The sequence below is a fragment of the Glacieibacterium frigidum genome (assembly GCF_007097155.1).
GTDB classification, from domain to species: Bacteria; Pseudomonadota; Alphaproteobacteria; order Sphingomonadales; family Sphingomonadaceae; genus Glacieibacterium; species Glacieibacterium frigidum.
The window spans coordinates 1,207,359-1,224,640 of the sequence record NZ_VJWA01000002.1; the positions used below are offsets into that span (position 1 = coordinate 1,207,359).

Annotated in this window: 13 protein-coding genes; 3 read left to right on the forward strand and 10 right to left on the reverse strand. The window is 68.9% G+C overall.

All coding sequences use genetic code 11. The features are described from left to right. Positions 1–8 precede the first annotated feature (8 nt). The gene (locus tag FMM06_RS15345; protein ID WP_235889340.1) at positions 9–818 is read right to left on the reverse strand and encodes a phytanoyl-CoA dioxygenase family protein; all 810 of its coding nucleotides are present in this window, start codon (positions 816–818) and stop codon (positions 9–11) included. 86 nt (positions 819–904) lie between these two features. Between FMM06_RS15345 and FMM06_RS15350 the strand changes: the two genes are divergently transcribed. Both FMM06_RS15350 and FMM06_RS15355 read left to right on the forward strand, forming a co-directional pair. After that, positions 905–2,302 carry a family 43 glycosylhydrolase gene (locus FMM06_RS15350; RefSeq protein ID WP_185965218.1) on the forward strand — a complete coding sequence of 466 codons (1,398 nt, stop codon included), beginning with the start codon at positions 905–907 and terminating at the stop codon, positions 2,300–2,302. Between the two features lie 61 nt (positions 2,303–2,363). After that, positions 2,364–4,676 carry a transketolase gene (locus FMM06_RS15355; RefSeq protein WP_144335198.1) on the forward strand — a complete coding sequence of 771 codons (2,313 nt, stop codon included), beginning with the start codon at positions 2,364–2,366 and terminating at the stop codon, positions 4,674–4,676. A gap of 46 nt (positions 4,677–4,722) precedes the next feature. Here FMM06_RS15355 and FMM06_RS15360 read toward each other — a convergent pair whose 3' ends face one another. The 4 genes from FMM06_RS15360 to FMM06_RS15375 form a co-directional block, all read right to left on the reverse strand. After that, positions 4,723–5,604, reverse strand: a complete 882-nt coding sequence (locus tag FMM06_RS15360; protein ID WP_144335511.1) for a DUF4394 domain-containing protein — start codon at positions 5,602–5,604, stop codon at positions 4,723–4,725. A 119-nt stretch (positions 5,605–5,723) separates the two neighbouring features. Further along, positions 5,724–6,614 carry a DUF4394 domain-containing protein gene (locus FMM06_RS15365; protein WP_144335512.1) on the reverse strand — a complete coding sequence of 297 codons (891 nt, stop codon included), beginning with the start codon at positions 6,612–6,614 and terminating at the stop codon, positions 5,724–5,726. A 126-nt stretch (positions 6,615–6,740) separates the two neighbouring features. Further along, positions 6,741–9,494 carry a DNA polymerase I gene (polA, locus tag FMM06_RS15370; RefSeq protein ID WP_144335199.1) on the reverse strand — a complete coding sequence of 918 codons (2,754 nt, stop codon included), beginning with the start codon at positions 9,492–9,494 and terminating at the stop codon, positions 6,741–6,743. A gap of 31 nt (positions 9,495–9,525) precedes the next feature. Continuing rightward, entirely contained in the window at positions 9,526–10,389 is an 864-nt protein-coding gene (locus FMM06_RS15375; RefSeq protein WP_144335200.1) for a helix-turn-helix domain-containing protein, read from the reverse strand. Between the two features lie 117 nt (positions 10,390–10,506). On the opposite strand from FMM06_RS15375, the gene FMM06_RS15380 reads away from it, so the two are divergent. Further along, positions 10,507–11,103, forward strand: coding sequence for a PEPxxWA-CTERM sorting domain-containing protein (locus tag FMM06_RS15380; protein ID WP_185965219.1), 597 nt, complete (start codon positions 10,507–10,509; stop codon positions 11,101–11,103). Positions 11,104–11,125: 22 nt separating this feature from the next. On the opposite strand, the gene FMM06_RS15385 is transcribed toward FMM06_RS15380, so the two are convergent. From FMM06_RS15385 to FMM06_RS15405, 5 genes are read right to left on the reverse strand one after another with little or no spacing between them, the layout of a single operon-like run. Continuing rightward, a complete protein-coding gene (locus tag FMM06_RS15385; protein ID WP_144335202.1) occupies positions 11,126–12,043 on the reverse strand; it encodes an MBL fold metallo-hydrolase in 918 nt (305 codons plus the stop codon). A gap of 21 nt (positions 12,044–12,064) precedes the next feature. Beyond that, positions 12,065–12,325: a hypothetical protein gene (locus FMM06_RS15390; RefSeq protein ID WP_144335203.1), complete on the reverse strand. Its 261-nt coding sequence runs from the start codon at positions 12,323–12,325 to the stop codon at positions 12,065–12,067. A 5-nt stretch (positions 12,326–12,330) separates the two neighbouring features. Then, complete coding sequence (nadB, locus tag FMM06_RS15395; protein ID WP_144335204.1) at positions 12,331–13,947, reverse strand: L-aspartate oxidase; 1,617 nt, start codon at positions 13,945–13,947, stop codon at positions 12,331–12,333. After that, entirely contained in the window at positions 13,944–14,858 is a 915-nt protein-coding gene (locus FMM06_RS15400; RefSeq protein ID WP_144335205.1) for an ABC transporter ATP-binding protein, read from the reverse strand. Before FMM06_RS15400 ends, nadB begins: the two co-directional genes overlap by 4 nt. 50 nt (positions 14,859–14,908) lie before the next feature. Beyond that, on the reverse strand, positions 14,909–17,227 hold the full coding sequence (locus FMM06_RS15405; protein WP_144335206.1) for a TonB-dependent receptor: 2,319 nt from the start codon (positions 17,225–17,227) through the stop codon (positions 14,909–14,911). Positions 17,228–17,282: the final 55 nt, after the last annotated feature.

Consider the following 17,282-nt stretch of genomic DNA (forward strand, 5'->3'; position numbering starts at 1 on the left):
GTGCTGCATCAATAGGCGGGTTCGAGCAGCCCTCCGATGACATGATGCTGGATGACGGGCTCGGTCCGGTCGACGATCCGGCAGTGGAGATGGTCGCGGACGCGTGGCGGCACGCTGTCGAGCCAGCCACGCGTCGCCTGCAGGTCGTGGTGCTGGGCGTTGGTCGCGTCCGCCGCGTCGACGCCGACGACGAGGACGGGGCGCGCGGTGTTCGAGCGGTTGGCGGTGCCGCGGTGTATGGTCAGCGCCGACCGCGCCGAGATGTCGCCGCGCTGCGGCAGGGTGGCGCGGGCGCGTTCGATGTAGCGCGGCCAGATCTCGCGCGGCGGAAACATGCCGCGCGCGCAGCCGTCGAAGGCATCCCACTGCGTCCCCGGCGCGATCTCGAACGGTCCCATTTCGGGCACCGTGTCGACCGTGGTCAGGTTGAACGCCAGCGAATTCAGCCGGCGGCCGGTGCGCGTCGCCTCCGGCACGGCGAAGTCGCGATGCCACGGCTGGTCGGCGGCGCCGGGAAAGGGAATGTCGAAGCCGATCTCGACGATGCGATAGTCGGTGCCCAGCACCGTCTCGCAGACGCGCACGAACCAGTCGTGGGTGACGATCTCGACGAAGCCGCGGATGCGTTCGGGCTGGACCTCGACGTACCAGCGCTGCGGCCCGCGCGGCAGCGTACCGCCTTCAAGTGTCTGCGCCTCGGCGAACAGCGTCTCGATATCCTCGCGCATCAGGTCGGCGAAGCCGGACGAGAACGCCCCGCGCCTCGCGATGATGCCGTCGCCGTACAGGCCCCGCATGATGTCTGCCGGCTCGTCCACGTTTGCTCTGGCCAACCTAGGTTCAGATTTATATGATAAATACGCTAGTCGCGTTTCGGCGGCCACGCAATCATCCAGGGACTATCATGGATACCACGAACGCCTTCACGGTGGAGGCTGCGGCCGACGGCGTCGCGACCAGGCTGACCGTCAAGCGCGGCGACAAGAGCCGCGACTATCTTATCCCCACCGGCGAACACGCCGACTACCTGACCTTCTTCCGCGCGCTGTCGGTCGATTTCGGCACGCGCAACCCCGAGACGCATACCGGCGCGGCGCCCGCCGACGGCCCCGTCCCCGACTGGCGGCCGTTGATCGTCACCAACCTCAGCGAGCGCACCACCGCGGGCTACGGCGACCCGGCGGTGCTGAAGACCGACGAGGGCTATTTCCTGACCGCGACGTCGAACGATTCGCCCGACGCCTTCCCGATCCTGCGCTCCGACGACCTCAAGCACTGGACGCACGAGGGCTTCGCCTTTCCGGAAGGCTCGGCCCCCGACTGGACCGCGCAGGGGCGCACCGTCGGCGATTTCTGGGCGCCCGAGATGGCGAAGGTCGGCGACGAATACTGGCTGGTCTATACCGCGCGCCAGCATTCGAACGCGCTCGCCATCGGCCTTGCGAAGGCGCCCAGCCCGACCGGCCCGTGGACCGACATCGGCCAGCCGCTGCTCAGCGGGCACGCGGTCGACACCACCGAGTTCACCGGCGAGACCGGCACCCCGGCGCTCAGCGGCGGCGTCATCGATTCGCACATCTTCATCGACCACAACGGCGACCGCTATCTTTTCTGGAAGCGCGACACCAACGGCATCTGGCCGCGCCCGCTCGCCGGGCTGCTGCGCCGCCGGCCCGAGCTGATCGACCGGCTGTTCGCCAAGGCCGACGACCGGCTGACCGCCGAATGGGCAGCGGCGATCCAGCCCTGGGCGAACAGCCGGCGGCCGATGGAGCGCTTCTTCCTGATGGGTCCGCTGATCGAGGCGGTGCTCGACAACTGGGATCACGCCAAGACGCTGCTGGCCGAGGTGCCCGAGGCGGAGATGATCGTCGCCGCGCTGACCACCCCGATCCACGCGCAGCGCCTGTCGGAGACCGGCGAACTGATCGGCGAGGATGCGCTGGTGCTGGCGAACGACCTCGACTGGGAGGGGCATCTGATCGAGGGCCCGTGGGTGACCTACCAGCAGGGGCGCTACTGGCTGTTCTATGCCGGCAACGACTTCGGCACGCCCGCCTACGGCATCGGCGTCGCGGTCGCCGACCATCCGCTGGGGCCGTACGTCAAGCAGACCGAGCCGCTGCTCAAGACGACCCGCGCCTGGTGGGCGCCGGGGCATGCCTCGGTCGCGGAGGGGCTCGACGGCGAGCCGCAGCTGTTCTTCCACGCCTTCGCGCCGGGCACGGGGGGCTACAACACCTTCCGCGCGCTGCTGACGACGCGGCTGCGCTTCACGCCCGAGCGCGTCGAGCTGTGCTGATCGGAGGGGTGCCGCAGCGGCACCCTTCCCATCGCGGCGGCGGCGCGGCTATGACGCGGACATGACCAACCTGCTCGACCGCGTGGCGACGCTCGACACGCTCGATGCGCGGCTGCGCTGGCTGAGCGCCTGGACGATCCACAACGCCAACCACCTGCGCGAGTCGCGCGACGGGCTGAAGGTCGGCGGCCACCAGGCGTCGTGCGCGTCGATCTCGACGATCATGACCGCGCTGTACTTCTCGGCGCTCGGCCCCAACGACCGCGTCGCGGTCAAGCCGCACGCCGGGCCGGTGCTGCACGCCATCGAATATCTGCTCGGCCGCCAGTCGCTCGAGCAGCTGCAGGCCTTCCGCGGCTTCGGCGGGATGCAGAGCTACCCAAGCCGCACCAAGGACGCGATTCCGGTCGATTTCTCGACCGGCTCGGTCGGCCTCGGCGTCGCGGTCACGGCGTTCGCGTCGCTCGTGCAGGACTATCTGGTCGCGCACGGGCGGCTCGCGGCGGCGGACAAGGGCCGGATGATCGCGCTGATGGGCGACGCCGAGCTCGACGAGGGCAATATCTACGAGTGCCTGATCGAGGGCTACAAGCACGACGTCCGCAACTGCTGGTGGATCGTCGACTACAACCGCCAGAGCCTCGACCACACCACCGCCGACCGCATGTTCGACCGCTTCGACGACATCTTCGCGACGTGCGGGTGGCGCGTCCTGACGCTGAAGTCGGGCAAGCTGCAGCAGGCGGCATTCGCGAAGCCCGGCGGCGGCGCACTCGAAGCGTGGATCGACGCCTGCCCCAACGCCGAATATGCGGCGCTGACCTATCAGGGCGGCGCGGCGTGGCGCGCGCGGCTGCTCGCCGACATCGGCGAGTCCGTGGCGGAGCTGCTGGCCGATTACGACGATCCGGCGCTCGCGCGGCTGATGACCAACCTCGGCGGGCATTGCATCGAGACTTTGCTCGAGGCGTTCGCGAGTGCGCAGGACGACGTGCCGACCTGCTTCATCGCCTACACGATCAAGGGCTACGGCCTGCCGTTCGCGGGCCACAAGGACAATCACGCCGGGCTGATGAACCCCGGCCAGATCGGCGCGCTGCGCGCCTCGATGGGCATCGCGCCGGGGGACGAGTGGCTGCCTTTCGCGGGGCTGGGCGGCAATGAGCAGGCGCAGGTGCGGGCGTTCGTGGAAGGCTCGCCGCTCCACGCCAAGGTCGCCGGCCGGCCGTTCCCCGCGGTCGAGGTGCCGGCGCGCTTCGCGGTTCCCGACGGTGCCGAGCAATCGACGCAGGCCGCCTTCGGCCGCATCCTCCTCGACCTGTCGAAGTCGGGGGAGGAGATCGCCGACCATATCGTCACGACGTCACCCGACGTGACGGTCAGCACCAACCTGGGGGCGTGGGTCAACCAGCGCGGGCTGTTCCGTCGCAACGACACCGCCGACGTGTTCAACCTGGCGAAGATCCCGAGTGCGCAGAAATGGGCAGGGCGGCCGGCGGGGCAGCACATCGAGCTGGGCATCGCCGAGAACAACCTGTTCCTGATGCTCGCCGCCGCCGGCCTGTCGGCACCGCTGTTCGGCACGCGGCTGCTGCCCGTCGGGACCGTCTACGACCCGTTCATCGCGCGCGGCCTCGATGCGCTGAACTACGGCTGCTACCAGAATGCCCGCTTCCTGCTTGTCGCGACGCCGAGCGGCGTGACGCTGGGGCCCGAGGGCGGCGCGCACCAGTCGATCAATTCGCCGCTGATCGGCATGGGCCAGCCGGGCCTGACCTATTTCGAGCCCGCATTTGCCGACGAGCTCGCGCTGACCATGCGCTGGGCGTTCGATCACATGCAGGCGGATGATGGCGGCGCGGTCTACCTGCGCCTGACGACGCGCAGCATCGCGCAGGTCGAACGCACCGACGACCGCTGGGAGGCAGGCGCCCTGGCGGGCGGTTACTGGCTGAAACCCCCGGCACCGGGGGCGGAGGCGGCGATCGTCGCGATGGGGGCGCTGCTGCCCGAGGCGCTGGCCGCGTGGGAGCAATTGAAGGACGACCTGCCCGGCATCGGGCTGCTGTCGGTGACGTCGCCCGACCTGCTGCACCGCGGCTGGTCGGCGGCGCGCGCCGCCCGCTGGACGGGGACGCGCGCCGAAAGCCACGCTGCAAAGCTACTCGCTGCACTATCGCCGACGGCAGGCCTGGTCACCGTGGTCGACGGATCGCCGGGGACGCTGTCGTGGCTCGGCGGGGTGCGCGGCATGCGCGTCAGCCCGTTGGGCGTCGACCGCTTTGGGCAAACCGGTGACCTGGACGACCTGTACCGTGAGTATCGGCTGGATGCCGCCGCGATCGTCGATGCGGCGGCGGAACTCTTCCTGTAACTGCGCCCGCCGCCACCCGTTCGGGTAGCGGCGGGTCGCAAGTGCGTCAGGCCGCGACGGTCGCGATGCCGCGGCGGCGCATCGCTGCACCGACGAGGCCGAAGCCGCCGATCATCAGCGCCCAGGCCGCCGGCTCGGGAACCGAAGCGGCGGTCAGGCCGATCAGCGAACCCGCGCCAACCGTGCCGATCGACGTCGCCGCGCCGGTCGTCAGGTTAAGCGCGTAAAGCGACGAGCCGACGTTGAAGAACGCGTCGCCCGTGCCGCCCGAGATGTCGAAGCCGACCGAGTTGCCGCCACCGAGCGTGACGCCCAGCGGACCGAAGGCAACGCCGGCGAGGTTCGTATTGACGTAGGTACCGGCGTTGGGATTGTCCGAACGCAGCAGCTCGTTGCCCGAGGCGTCGAGCGCGTAGAGCGTCGTCGTCGTCGCGCCGGCGCGGCTGTTGGTATAGGCGACGCCGACCAGCGCCTCCGCACCGGGCGCCGAGATCGTGCCGTCGACGATGGTCGCGCCCGTGGCCGGGTTGATGCGCAGGTTGTTGTCGAAGTCGGTGACGAAGCGCAGCCGGTCGGGAACCGGGTTGAAGTCGGTGCCGAAGCGGTTGCCGTTGAAGCCCGTCGAGATATTGCCGACCAGCGTCGCGGTAAAGTCGCGGCCGCTGGCGTTCTTGACGATCTGGAACAGGTTGCCCGTCGTCGACAGCGAGTAGAGCTGGCGCGTGGCGGGGCGCAGGTCGATTCCGGTCAGCACGTTGGTGCCCAGACCGCTGATCGCGCCCGACGTCAGCACGGTGCCCGGCGTGTCGGAATCGAAGGTGACGATGGCATTGCCAGCGGTGAGACCAAACAGGCGCTCGGCCTGGGCCGGACCCGCGGCTGCCGCGACCGCCAGAACGACGCCGCAGAATTTGAGCAAAGTGCGCATCAATTAGCCTCCCTGTGCGCCCCCGCGCCGTTAACGAACATTACCCGATTCGCCGCCCGGGGACAATGGCGACGCAGTCGAAACGACCCGGCACCAAAAGCGGTGCCGGGTCAGTCGGTTCAGGCAGTGACGACGGTTGCGACGGTTGCGACGCGACGGCGCATCGCTGCACCGACGAGGCCAAAGCCACCGATCATCAGCGCCCAGCTGGCAGGCTCGGGCACCGAGGCGGCGGTGATGTCGACGAGGTTGCCCGCGCCGATGTTGCCGATGATCGTGCCGACGCCGGTCGTCAGGTTGACCGAGCCGAAGACGTTGTCGAGGTTCGCGAACGCGCTGCCCGTGCCACCCGAGATGTCGAAGCCGAAGTTCGACGTCACCGGAATGTCGAAGCCGAACGCGCCGAAGGTCGCGCCGGCGAGGTTGGTGTTGGTGTAGACGCCGCCGTTCGGGTTGGTCGAACGCAGCAGCGTGTCGTTGAGCGCGTCGAACGCGTACAGCACCGTCGCGGTCGCGCCCGGACGGCTGTTGGTATAGGCGGCACCGATGATGTCGACGTTGCCGATGTTCGAGGTGATCACGGTGTCGACGATCGTCGCGCCGGTCGTCGGATTGATGCGCAGGTTCTGATCGGTGTTGCTGATCAGGCGGATGCGATCGGGGACCGGGTTGAAGTCGAGGCCGAACGCAGCGCCCGTCGGGGTCGTCGCGACGCCCTGCGACACGGCGGTGTAGCCGCGACCCGAGGCGTCCTTGTTGATCGCATAGACCGTGCCGCTGGTGCCGACGCTGTACAGCGTGCCCGTCGCGGGACGCAGGTCGAGGCCGGTCAGCGTGTCGCCGCCCAGGCCGGCAATCGCCCCCGACGTGGTCGTCACGCCCGGCGTGCTCGAATCGAAGGTGACGATCGTGTTGCCGGTGGTCAGCCCGAAAATGCGCTCAGCGCTGGCCTGTGAAGCGGGAAAAGCGACCGCGAGCAGTGCGACGCCGAGCTTGAACTTCATGCGCATGTAAGATGCCTCCTGTGACGATACCGGTACGCGGACCCCATAGTCCCGGGCACAGATACGAGGCTGCACGGCGGACCGTTGCGCCTGTCACAAATATTTCTGAATTTTCATTCATCGACCTGCAGGTCAGTGCGCGTCGCCCCAGCTACGCCCCGTACCGATCTCGACGCCGAGCGGCACCGACAGCGTCACCGAAGGACCCGTCGCCGCCGCCATGACGGTGCGTATGACCTCCGACGCCGCCGCGACCTCGCCCTCGGCGACCTCGAAGACGAGTTCGTCGTGGACCTGCAGCAGCATGCGCGTCTGCGTCAGCCCTGCATCCGCCAGCGCGCCCGGCATCCGCGCCATCGCACGCTTGACGATATCGGCGGCGGTGCCCTGGACGCGCGCGTTGACCGCCTGGCGCTCGGCGTTCTGCCGCTCGCCCATCTGCTTCGAGAAGATCTGCGGCACGTGGACCTTGCGGCCGTGCAGCGTGCTGACGAAGCCCAGTTCCTTCGCGCTCGCGATCGTCTCCGCCATATAGTTGCGGATGCCGGGGAAGCGGCTGAAATACAGCTCGATATAGCGCGCCGCCTCGCCGCGATCGATCGCCAGCCGCTGCGCCAGCCCGAACGCGCTGATCCCGTAAATGATCGAGAAATTGATCGTCTTGGCGCGCGCGCGGGTGTCGCGGGTGACCTCGCCGAACACTTCCTGCGCGGTCAGCGCGTGGACGTCGCCGCCTTCCGAATAGACCTGCTTCAGCTCGGGCACGTCGGCGATGTGCGCGACGAGGCGCAGCTCGATCTGGTTGTAATCGGCAGCCAGGATGACGTTGCCGGGGGCTGCGACGAAGGCGTGGCGGATGCGCCGCCCCTGTTCGGTGCGGATCGGAATGTTCTGCAGGTTCGGATCGGTCGAGCTGAGGCGGCCCGTCGTCGTCGACGCGAGGCCGAAGCAGGTGTGGACGCGCCCCGTCTCGGGCAGGATCTGCTGCTGCAGCGAGTCGGTGTAGGTCGACTTGAGCTTGGTCAGCGAACGCCATTCGAGCACCCGCGCGGCGATCTCGACCCCGCTCGCCGCCAGCCGTTCGAGTTCGGTGACGTCGGTCGCGAACGCGCCGGTCTTGCCCGACTTCTTGCCCGAGGCATGGCCAAGCTTTTCGAACAGCACCTCGCCGAGCTGCTTGGGGCTGCCGATGGTGAACTTGTGCCCCGCCTGCTCGTGGATCGTCGCCTCGAGTGCCGCGATCTCGGTTTCGAACGCCGCCGACATCGCTGCAAGCTGGGCGCGGTCGACGAGGATGCCGTCGCGCTCCATCGCCGCGACGACGGGGATCAGCGGCCGGTCGACGGTCTGGTAGATGCGCGTCGCCTGCTCGCGCCACAGCCGGGCGCGCAGCTTCTCGTACAGCCGCAGCGTTACGTCGGCGTCCTCGGCGGCATAATCGGTGGCGCGGCGGAGGGGCACGAAATCGAACGTCACCCGCGACTTGTGGGTACCGGTGACCTCCTTGTAGCTGATCGGCGTATGGCCGAGGTGGCGCACCGACAGGTCGTCCATGCCGTGACCGTTCCAGCGCCCGCCATCGAGCGCATAGCTCATCAGCATCGTGTCCTCGTACGGGGCGATCGTCTCCACCCCATGCCGCCCGAAGACGATCAGGTCGTACTTCAAATTCTGCCCGACCTTGACCACCGCAGGGTTCGCGAACAGCGGGTTGAGACGCACAATGACCTCCTTGGCGCTCAACTGGTCGACAGGTTCCGCCAGCAGCCCCTCGCCGGTCTTGTGGTCGAGCGGCACGTAACAGGCGACGCCGGGGGCGAGCGCGAGGCTCAGGCCGACCAGGCAGGCGCGCGTCGCGTCGAGGTGATTGGTTTCGCTGTCGACCGCGACGAGCCCGTGCGTCGTCGCCTGCTCGATCCACCAGTCGAGGCGCTCCATCGTCGTCACGCACTCGTACGCCGCATGGTCGAACGGCACCGCGGGCGTGTCGGCGGCGGGTGCCGCGTGCGCCGCCTCGGTCTCGCGCCCCAGCTTCGAGAGCAGGGCGCGGAACCCGTGCTTCGCGAGGAACGGCGCGAGACTGTCCTGCGACGGCTCCTTGAGCACCAGCTTGTCGAGCGGGTCGTGGAGCGGCAGGTCGTCCTTCAGCCGCACCAGCTCCCGCGACATGCGCGCGTCGTCGGCGCTGGCGGCCAGCATGTCGCGTAGCTTGGGCCGCTTGACCTCGTCGAGGCGCGACAGGAGTTCGTCGACGGTGCCGAACTGCTGGATCAGTTCGGCCGCGCCCTTGGGTCCGACGCCGCGCACGCCGGGCACGTTGTCGACCGAGTCGCCCATCAGCGCGAGCACCTCGCCGACCTGCTCGGGCGGCACGCCGAACTTGGCGATGACATCCTCGCGGTTGACGCGGCAGTTCTTCATCGTGTCGTACATGTCGAGACCCGGCTGGATCAGCTGCATCAGGTCCTTGTCGGAGCTGACGATGCTGACCGCATAGCCCTCGCGCAGCGCCGCCAGCGCATAGGACGCGATGATATCGTCCGCCTCGACCCCCTCCTGCTCGATGCACGGCACCCCGAACGCCCGCACCGCGTCGCGGATCAGCGGGAACTGCGGCACCAGGTCCTCGGGCGGCGGCGGCCGCTGGGCCTTGTAGCCGGCGTACATCTCGTTCCTGAACGTAACCGCCCCGGCGTCGAAGATCACCGCGAGATGCGTCGGCGCCTCCGCCTTATTCAATTCCTCGATCAGCTTCCACAGCATCGCGGTGAAGCCATATACCGCCCCGACGGGCGTGCCCTGCGGATCGGTCAGCGGCGGCAGGCGGTGATAGGCGCGGAAGATGTAACCCGAGCCGTCGACGAGGTAGAGGTGGTTCTGGGGCATGGCGCCGGTCTAGCGGGTCGCGCGGCGGGCGTCACGCAGCGGCGGGGTGAAGCCCCTGCAGCCCGCGCCCGGTTGCGGTGCGGCGGGCGACGGCGGCGCGGCGCATGATCTCGCGCGGGCTGTCGAAATAGGCGGTCGGCGTCGTTCCCATGAAATAGCGGAAGTCGCGGTTGAAGTGCGACTGATCGACATAGCCGTCGTCTATCAGCCCCGACAGCGGCCGGTCGAGGACGCCGCGCACGCGCTCGAGCGTTCGCAGGAAGCGCTTCTGGCGCAGCAGCGCCTTGGGCGCGAAGCCCAGCGCGCGCAGGCACAGGCGGTGCAGGGTCCGCTCGGACACGCCCGCCGCGGCGGCGAAGCCGGGGACATCGACAGGCGCCGCGAGCAGCGCGCGGTGCACCGCCGCGATGCGCGGGTCGGCGGCGCGCCGGGCAGCCGCGCGGGCGATGAGCCAGGCGTCGAGCGCGGCGGCGATCCCCGCATCGTCGGGCGCGACGGCAAGGGCGGCGTCGATGCGCGCGGTGTCGTGGTCACCGGCGACGTCGGCCAGCTCGCAGACCCGGTTGCGCAGCGTGCTCGCCGCGACATCGAACAGTTGCGCCCAGCCCGTCGGCGTCAGGCCGGCGCCGAGCATGATCGCCGCGCCCGTCGAGGCGAAGGTCGCGGCGCGGTCGGTCGGACCGAACAGCGCGGCGCGCGGCGGCGTCGGAATGTGCACGCCGTTCGACGTCAGCCGCCATTCGCCCGCCAGCGTGAAGCGGATATTGCCCGGCCCGGCGAGCAGCTGGTCCGCCACCGCGACCTCGGTCGCCACGATGTAATAGGCGTCGACGAGGCCGCGCAGCGCCTCCGCCGGCCGCAGCATCCGCACCGCCAGAGCCCCCGTCTCCGCCACGTCCCGCCTCCCCCGCGCACTCAAGAAACGGCAGGTGGCGGGAAATTACAATCGCCGGTCGCGGGACGCTGCGATCAGTCGCGCGGGCATCAGGGGATGCCATGGGAGGCTTTCGTCATGAAGTTGCTGATTCTCGCGTGCGGCGCGCTGTTCGCCGCGTCCGCCGCCAATGCCGCGACGCTGTACACGCTGACCGGTCCGACCGCCGAGACGGGGTCGCCGGGCAGCATCGGCGCAGCGTTCACCGCCGGGGCCGGGGCGGGCAGCGCGACATTCCAGATCAACGGCTACCGGACGCTCGACGGCATCAACGCCGGGCCGCTCGCCGACACGTTCACGCTCAGCGTCAACGGGACCGCGGTCTATAGCGCGCAGTTCGATCTCGGCGGCTTCGGCAGCCCGGTCAACGTCCTGCTCGCGCCCGCTGGTGCAACGCAGAGCGCGATCAACAACGGCTTCGGCCAGGGCGGCACCGCGCAGGTCAGCGTGCCGATCAGCCTGCTCGCGGGCAGCAACACGCTGACCTTCGCCTATGCCGGCGCCGACCAGGGGCTGGGCGACGAGGCGTGGGGTCTGTCGAACGTGCTGGTGACCGGCAATGCACCCGCCGTCGGCGGCGTACCCGAGCCGGCGACCTGGGCGATGCTGATCGGCGGCTTCGGCCTGGTCGGGGCGAGCGCCCGCCGCCGCCGCGCCGCCGTCGTCACCGCCTGAACATCCGGCCGGCGGCGGTGCCCTAATGGTGCTTGCCGCCGGCCGCATGGGTGTGCGGCTTCGCGGCGAGGCTCTCGGCGACGATCCGCACGAACACGTCGGGCTTCATGAAACCCTGACCCCATTTCCCGTCGAGGTCGGCGGTCGGCTTGGCGGCGACGATCTGATCAGGGGTGCGGCCGGCTTTGACGAGCTTTTCGACGCGCGCGATCACGTCGATCAGCATCGCGCGATAGGCCTGCAGCGCGGCGCGGTCGGTGACGGGGCCGTGCCCGGGGATATACTTTGTCGTGGCATTGCCGAGCGCGAGGCCGCGGTCGATCGCCTTGACCAGCCCGCGCGCGCTGCCCCCCGACGACAGGTCGATGAAGGGGTAGTTGCCGGCGAAATACGTGTCGCCCATGTGGATGACGTTGGCTTTCGTGAACACGACCAGCGCGTCGCCGTCGGTATGCGCGGGGTCGACATGGACCGCGCGGATCTCCTCGCCGTTGAGGTGCAGGCTCGACGCGGCGTCGAAGGTCACCACCGGCAGCGCGGCGGCGGGCGACGCGGGCACCGTCTGCTTCATCAGCGCGATGAACTGCTCACTCGCCATGCGCTTCCGCACATTGTCGTGCGCGACGATGACCGTGCCGGCCTTCCCCAAATTCTCGTTCCCGCCGCTGTGATCGCCGTGCCAGTGGGTGTTGATGACGAAGCGCACCGGCCCGGGCGACAGCGCCTTGACCGCCGCGACGATTTTCTCGGTCAGCGGCGCGAACTGATCGTCGATCAGCACGCTGCCGTCGGGCCCCGTCGAGACGCCGATATTGCCGCCCGCGCCGAACAGGACATGGACGCCGGGGCCGAGCGTCTCGGTCTTGATCACGACCTTCGAATAATCCTGCGCCGCGGCGGGCACGCCGATCAGCAGTGCGGCAATCATCAACCGGCGCATGAATTTCCCCCCGTCAGTCAGTCAGTCCCTGAACCGTCGCGCGCCGATCGAGCCCGGCGTGAAGACGAAGCCGTTCTGCCCGACATCGCCGAGCGGTGCATAGCCCTGCGGCGTGATTCCCGTGCCGAGGCCGAAGCCCAAAATCGTCTGCGCCCGCCGCTTGGCGCGCGCCGCCTCGTCGGCGGCGACCATCTGCGCCAGCGCGCGTTCCTCGCCCGCGGTGCGCGCCGCGTCGGCGTCCTGGGGGGTGAGGCGGTGCACCTCGATAAAGGCGAGCGCCATCAGGATCACCGCGAGGTCACCGGGTCGAGCACCGTGTCCTTCGCGACCTTCGCCGTCGCGGGATAGTCGCTGGTGAAATGCAGCCCGCGGCTTTCCTTGCGGGCGCGCGCCGAGCGGACGATCAGATCGGCGACCTGGACGAGGTTGCGCAGCTCGATCAGATCGGGCGTCACGCGGAAATTGCCGTAGTAGTCGGCGATCTCCTTCCTCAGCAGCTTGACCCGGTGCGCGGCGCGTTCGAGGCGCTTGTCGGTGCGGACAATGCCGACATAGTCCCACATGAAGCGGCGCAGCTCCGCCCAATTGTGCGCGACGACGACCTCCTCGTCCGAATCGGTGACGCGGCTTTCGTCCCAGGCGCGCACGGGAGGCGGCGGCAGCAGCTCGGCCCAGCGGGCGCGAATATCGTCGGCGGCGGCCTGGCCGAACACGAGGCATTCGAGGATCGAGTTCGACGCCAGCCGGTTGGCGCCGTGCAGGCCCGACTGCGAGACTTCGCCCACCGCGTACAGGCCCGCGAGGTCGGTGCGCCCCGCCAGGTCCACCAGTACGCCGCCGCAGGTATAGTGCGCCGCCGGCACCACCGGGATCGGCTGGATCGTCGCGTCGATGCCGAGTTCGAGCAGCCGCGCGTGGATCATCGGGAAATGGTGGACGATGAACTCGGCGCCGAGGTGCGTCAGGTCGAGCAGGACATGGCTGAGTCCCAGTCGCTTCATCTCGGCATCGATGGCACGCGCCACCACGTCGCGCGGCGCCAGCTCGAGCCGCTCGTCGTAGCGACCCATGAAGCGCGTCCCGTCGGGCAGCTTCAGATGCCCGCCCTCGCCGCGCGCCGCCTCGGTGATCAGGAAGTTCTTGACCCGCGGGTGGTAGAGGCAGGTCGGGTGGAACTGGTTGAATTCCATGTTCGAAACCCGACACCCGGCGCGCCACGCCATCGCGATGCCGTCGCCGGTCGAGCCGTCGGGATTGGTCGAATATTGATACACGCGGCTCGCGCCGCCGGTCGCCAGCACGACGGCGCGCGCGACGTGGCGGCGGACCTTCTTCGCGCCCGTGTCGAAGGCATAGACGCCGTGGCAGCCGCGCGTCGCGAAGCGCTGCCCCTCGACATGACGCTCGGTAATCAGGTCGAGCGCGACCTGTCCGGACAGGATGACGATGTTGGGGTGCGCCTCGGCGGCCTTCTGCAGCGCCGCCTGCACCGCCCAGCCCGTGGCGTCGTCGACGTGCACGATCCGCCGGTGGCTGTGCCCGCCCTCGCGCGTCAGGTGGAAGCGCTCGTCGGCGACCTCGCCGACGTTGAAGGGCACGCCGAGGTCCGCCAGCCGGTCGATCGCGGCGGACGCGTTCTCGACGACGAATTCAACTGCGGCGCGGTCGTTGAGGCCGCCGCCGGCGACCATCGTGTCCTGGATATGGCTCTCGACCGTGTCGCCGGGTTCGAGCACCGCGGCGATCCCCCCCTGGGCCCAGGCGGTGGACCCGGCGCCGGGATCGCCCTTGGCCAACACCGCAACGCGGTAGTCGGCGGCGAGGTTCAGCGCGACGGTCAGCCCCGCCGCGCCCGAGCCGATGACGACGACGTCGTAGACCTGCGATTCGGGGGTGCGGCTCATGCCGCGCGCCGCGTCAGCTTGAGGAAGACATCCTCCAGGTCGGCCTCCTGCGTCGAGACGTCGACGACCGTCAGCCCGACGTTGCCGATCTGCGCGAGCAGCGCGCCCGCCTGGGTGCGGCTCTTGTCATAGGTGATCGCCAGCGTGCGTTCGCCGCGCAGTTCGACGCGCTCGCCGAGCCCTTCGGGCGCGGCCGCGATATCGGCGTCAAGGGTAACGATCAGCATCTTGTCCTGTGCGGTGGCGAGCAAGGTGTGCGTGAGGTCGTTCGCCACCATGCGGCCCTGGTCGATGATCGCGATGCGGTCGCACAGCGCCTCCGCCTCCTCGAGATAGTGCGTCGTCAGCACCACCGTCGTGCCACCGGCGTGGAGCTCGCGGACATAGTCCCACAGCTGCTGCCTGAGCTCGATGTCGACGCCCGCGGTCGGCTCGTCGAGGACCAGCACCGGCGGGTTATGGACAAGCGCCTTCGCCACCAGCAGGCGGCGCTTCATGCCCCCCGACAGGGTGCGCGAATAGGTGTGCGCCTTGTCGTCGAGGCGGACGGCGCGCAGGATCTCCATCGTCCGGCGCTGCTTCGGCGGAACGCCATACAGGCCGGCCTGAAGCTCGAGCGTCTCGAACGGCGTGAAAAAGGCGTCGAACAGAATTTCCTGCGGCACGATGCCGATCGACGCCTTGGCGTTGCGCGGGTTCGCGTCGATGTCGAAGCCCCAGATCGACGCGGTCCCGGCCGACTTGTTGACCAGTCCGGCGAGGATGTTGATCATCGTCGACTTGCCCGCGCCGTTGGGGCCGAGCAGCCCGAAGATGCTGCCGCGCGGAATATCGAGGTCGATGCCGCCCAGCGCGACCTTGCCATTGGCATAGGTCTTGGCGAGGCCGTTCAGCGAGATGGCGGCGGTCATGTGCGGGGGATAGCGGTCCGCGTGCGGTGCCGCCACCCCCCGAACGGATGCTAGAAGCGGAACACCGCCTCGACGCCGTACAACCTTGGCGTGCCGCGAATGTACGTCGGGATGCCGAACGCGCCGCCGGTGTTGCCGCCGTCGATCAGATATTCACGGTCGAGCAGGTTGGTCGCGAAGCCGAGCAGCTGCCACTTGCCGTCGCGGCTCTCGACACCCGCACGCAGGTTGACCAGCGTCACCGCGGGCTGGAAGGTCAGCGGGTTGTTGGGCAGTTCGAAGAACAGGTTCGAGCGATAGGTCATCGTCGGGGTCGCGAACACCGCGACCTTCTCGGTGACCGGCACCGTCAGCGTGCCGCCGACCGCCGCCTGATACTTCGACTGGAGGCGGAAACGATCGCCCGAGAAGGTCGGGAAGGCGGGGTTCTCGTCGACCTTGGCATCGATCCACGCACCGTTGGCGAAGAACGACAGGATGTCGGAAACCTGCACCGCGACCTCGCCCTCGATCCCGTCGACCGTCGCCGTGCCGGCGCTGACCGTCTGCGCAGGCAGGCCCGGGGTCACCAGCGAAACCTGGAAGCCGTCGTACTTCTGCTTGTAATAGCCGAGGCTGCCGGTGATGCGGCCAAGCGCCAGCTTGATGCCGCCTTCGTAGTTCGAGACCTGCTCGCGGCCGACGTCGGTGCGGTTGGCGACCGGGCCGGCGGGCGTCGCGAGCGCGCCGAGCTGGACGACCGGCGAGCGGCGGCCGCGCGACGCGGTCAGGTAGAAGTTCACCCCGCGCGTCGCCTTGAAGAGCAGGTTGGCGCGCGGCAGGAAGGCCTGGAAATCACCCTCGGCAGCAAAGGTCTGCCCGGCGGTATCGACCTGGCCCGGGATCAGCGGCGCGCCGGTCAGCACGGCACGCGGGGCGCTCGCCTCGAAGAAGCTGTTGCGGCGCTCGATCAGCAGGCGCGCGCCGAGCGTCAGCTCGAGCTTCGGCGTCGGGATATAGGTCGCGTCGGCGAACGCAGAGAAGGTGTCGATGCGCGCGGCGTTCTTGAAGGTGCTGGTATAGGGCAGCGAGGTGAAGCGCCCGCCGGTCGCCAGCGCGGTGGCGCGCGCCGCGGTCACGACGCCCGCCGCGTTGATGCACCCCAGGCCCGGGATGATGTTCGCGGCGCACTGCAGGAAGGTGCCTTCCTCGCTCGAGAAGGGCACGCGCTGCGACCCGATCTCGTGGAAATAGGTGAAGCCGACGAAGCCACGCAGCTTTTCGGAATCATAGTTGATCCGCGTCTCGCTGCTGACCTGCTCGCCGATCGCGTCCTCGGCGAATTCGAGATAGAAGGCCTGGGTGCCGTCGGCGTCGAACACCTCGTTCGAATCGAACTTCCGGTAGCCCAGGATCTGCGTGAAGCTGAACGGCCCGTCGGGCGTCCAGCGAACCGTCAGATTGCCGTCGTAGACGTTGCGCGTCAGGCCGAGATCGTCGGCGCCCAGGATTTCCTTGCTGAACGGCGAGCCCGACGCCTCGGCAAAGGTATAGGCCGAGGTGTTGCCGCCGGTCGGTGCGAAGGTGCCCGACTTGAACGCCGTGCCCGGCGCGCGCTGGCCGTCGTAGGTGCCGATCAGGTCGACGACCACGTCGCCCTTGGTGAAGCGCAGCGAGGCGCGCGCGCCGTACTGCTCCTGCCCGTTCAGATCGTCGCGCTTGGGGCCGTTCGGGGTCTGCGAGCCAGGGTCGCCGGCGATGTTTTCGACGATGCCGTCACGCTTCTTGAACGCGAACGCCAGGCGGCCCTGCAGCGTCTCGTTACCGCCGGTGATGAAGCCGTCGGCGCGGTACTGGTTGAAATTGCCGTAGCCGAGCCGCAGCTCGCCGCCGAGTTCCTGCTGCGGCCGCGCGGTGATGACGCTGACCGCGCCGATCGCGGCAGCGGTACCGAACAGCGTCGCCTGCGGGCCCTTGACGACCTCGATACGCTCGAGATCGTAAAGGTCGAAATACGACCCGCGCGAGCGGCTGACGTCGACGCCGTTCAGGTAGATGGTGACCGCCGGTGCACCCTGCGCCGACCCCGAGTCCGACGTGATGCCGCGGATCACGAAGCCGGGGTTGTTGGGGCTCTGCTCCTGGACATTGAGACCGGGGACGAACGCCGACAGCTGGTCGAACTGGGTGATGCCCAGGTCGCGCAGCGTCTTGCCGGTATAGGCGGTGATGGTGATAGGCACGTCGCTGATCCGCTCGGTGCGCTTCTGCGCGGTCACCACGATCTCTTCCAGATCGAGCGACGCGTCGTTGGCGGCAACCTCCTGGGCCGTCGCGGCAAAGGGCAGCATGCCTGCGATCGAGGCGAGCAGCAGCGTCTTCAAAGTCATGTCATTCCCCGGTGTCTTGATCTTGGTCTTGTTCGCGGGTGCAGCATGAGCGTGA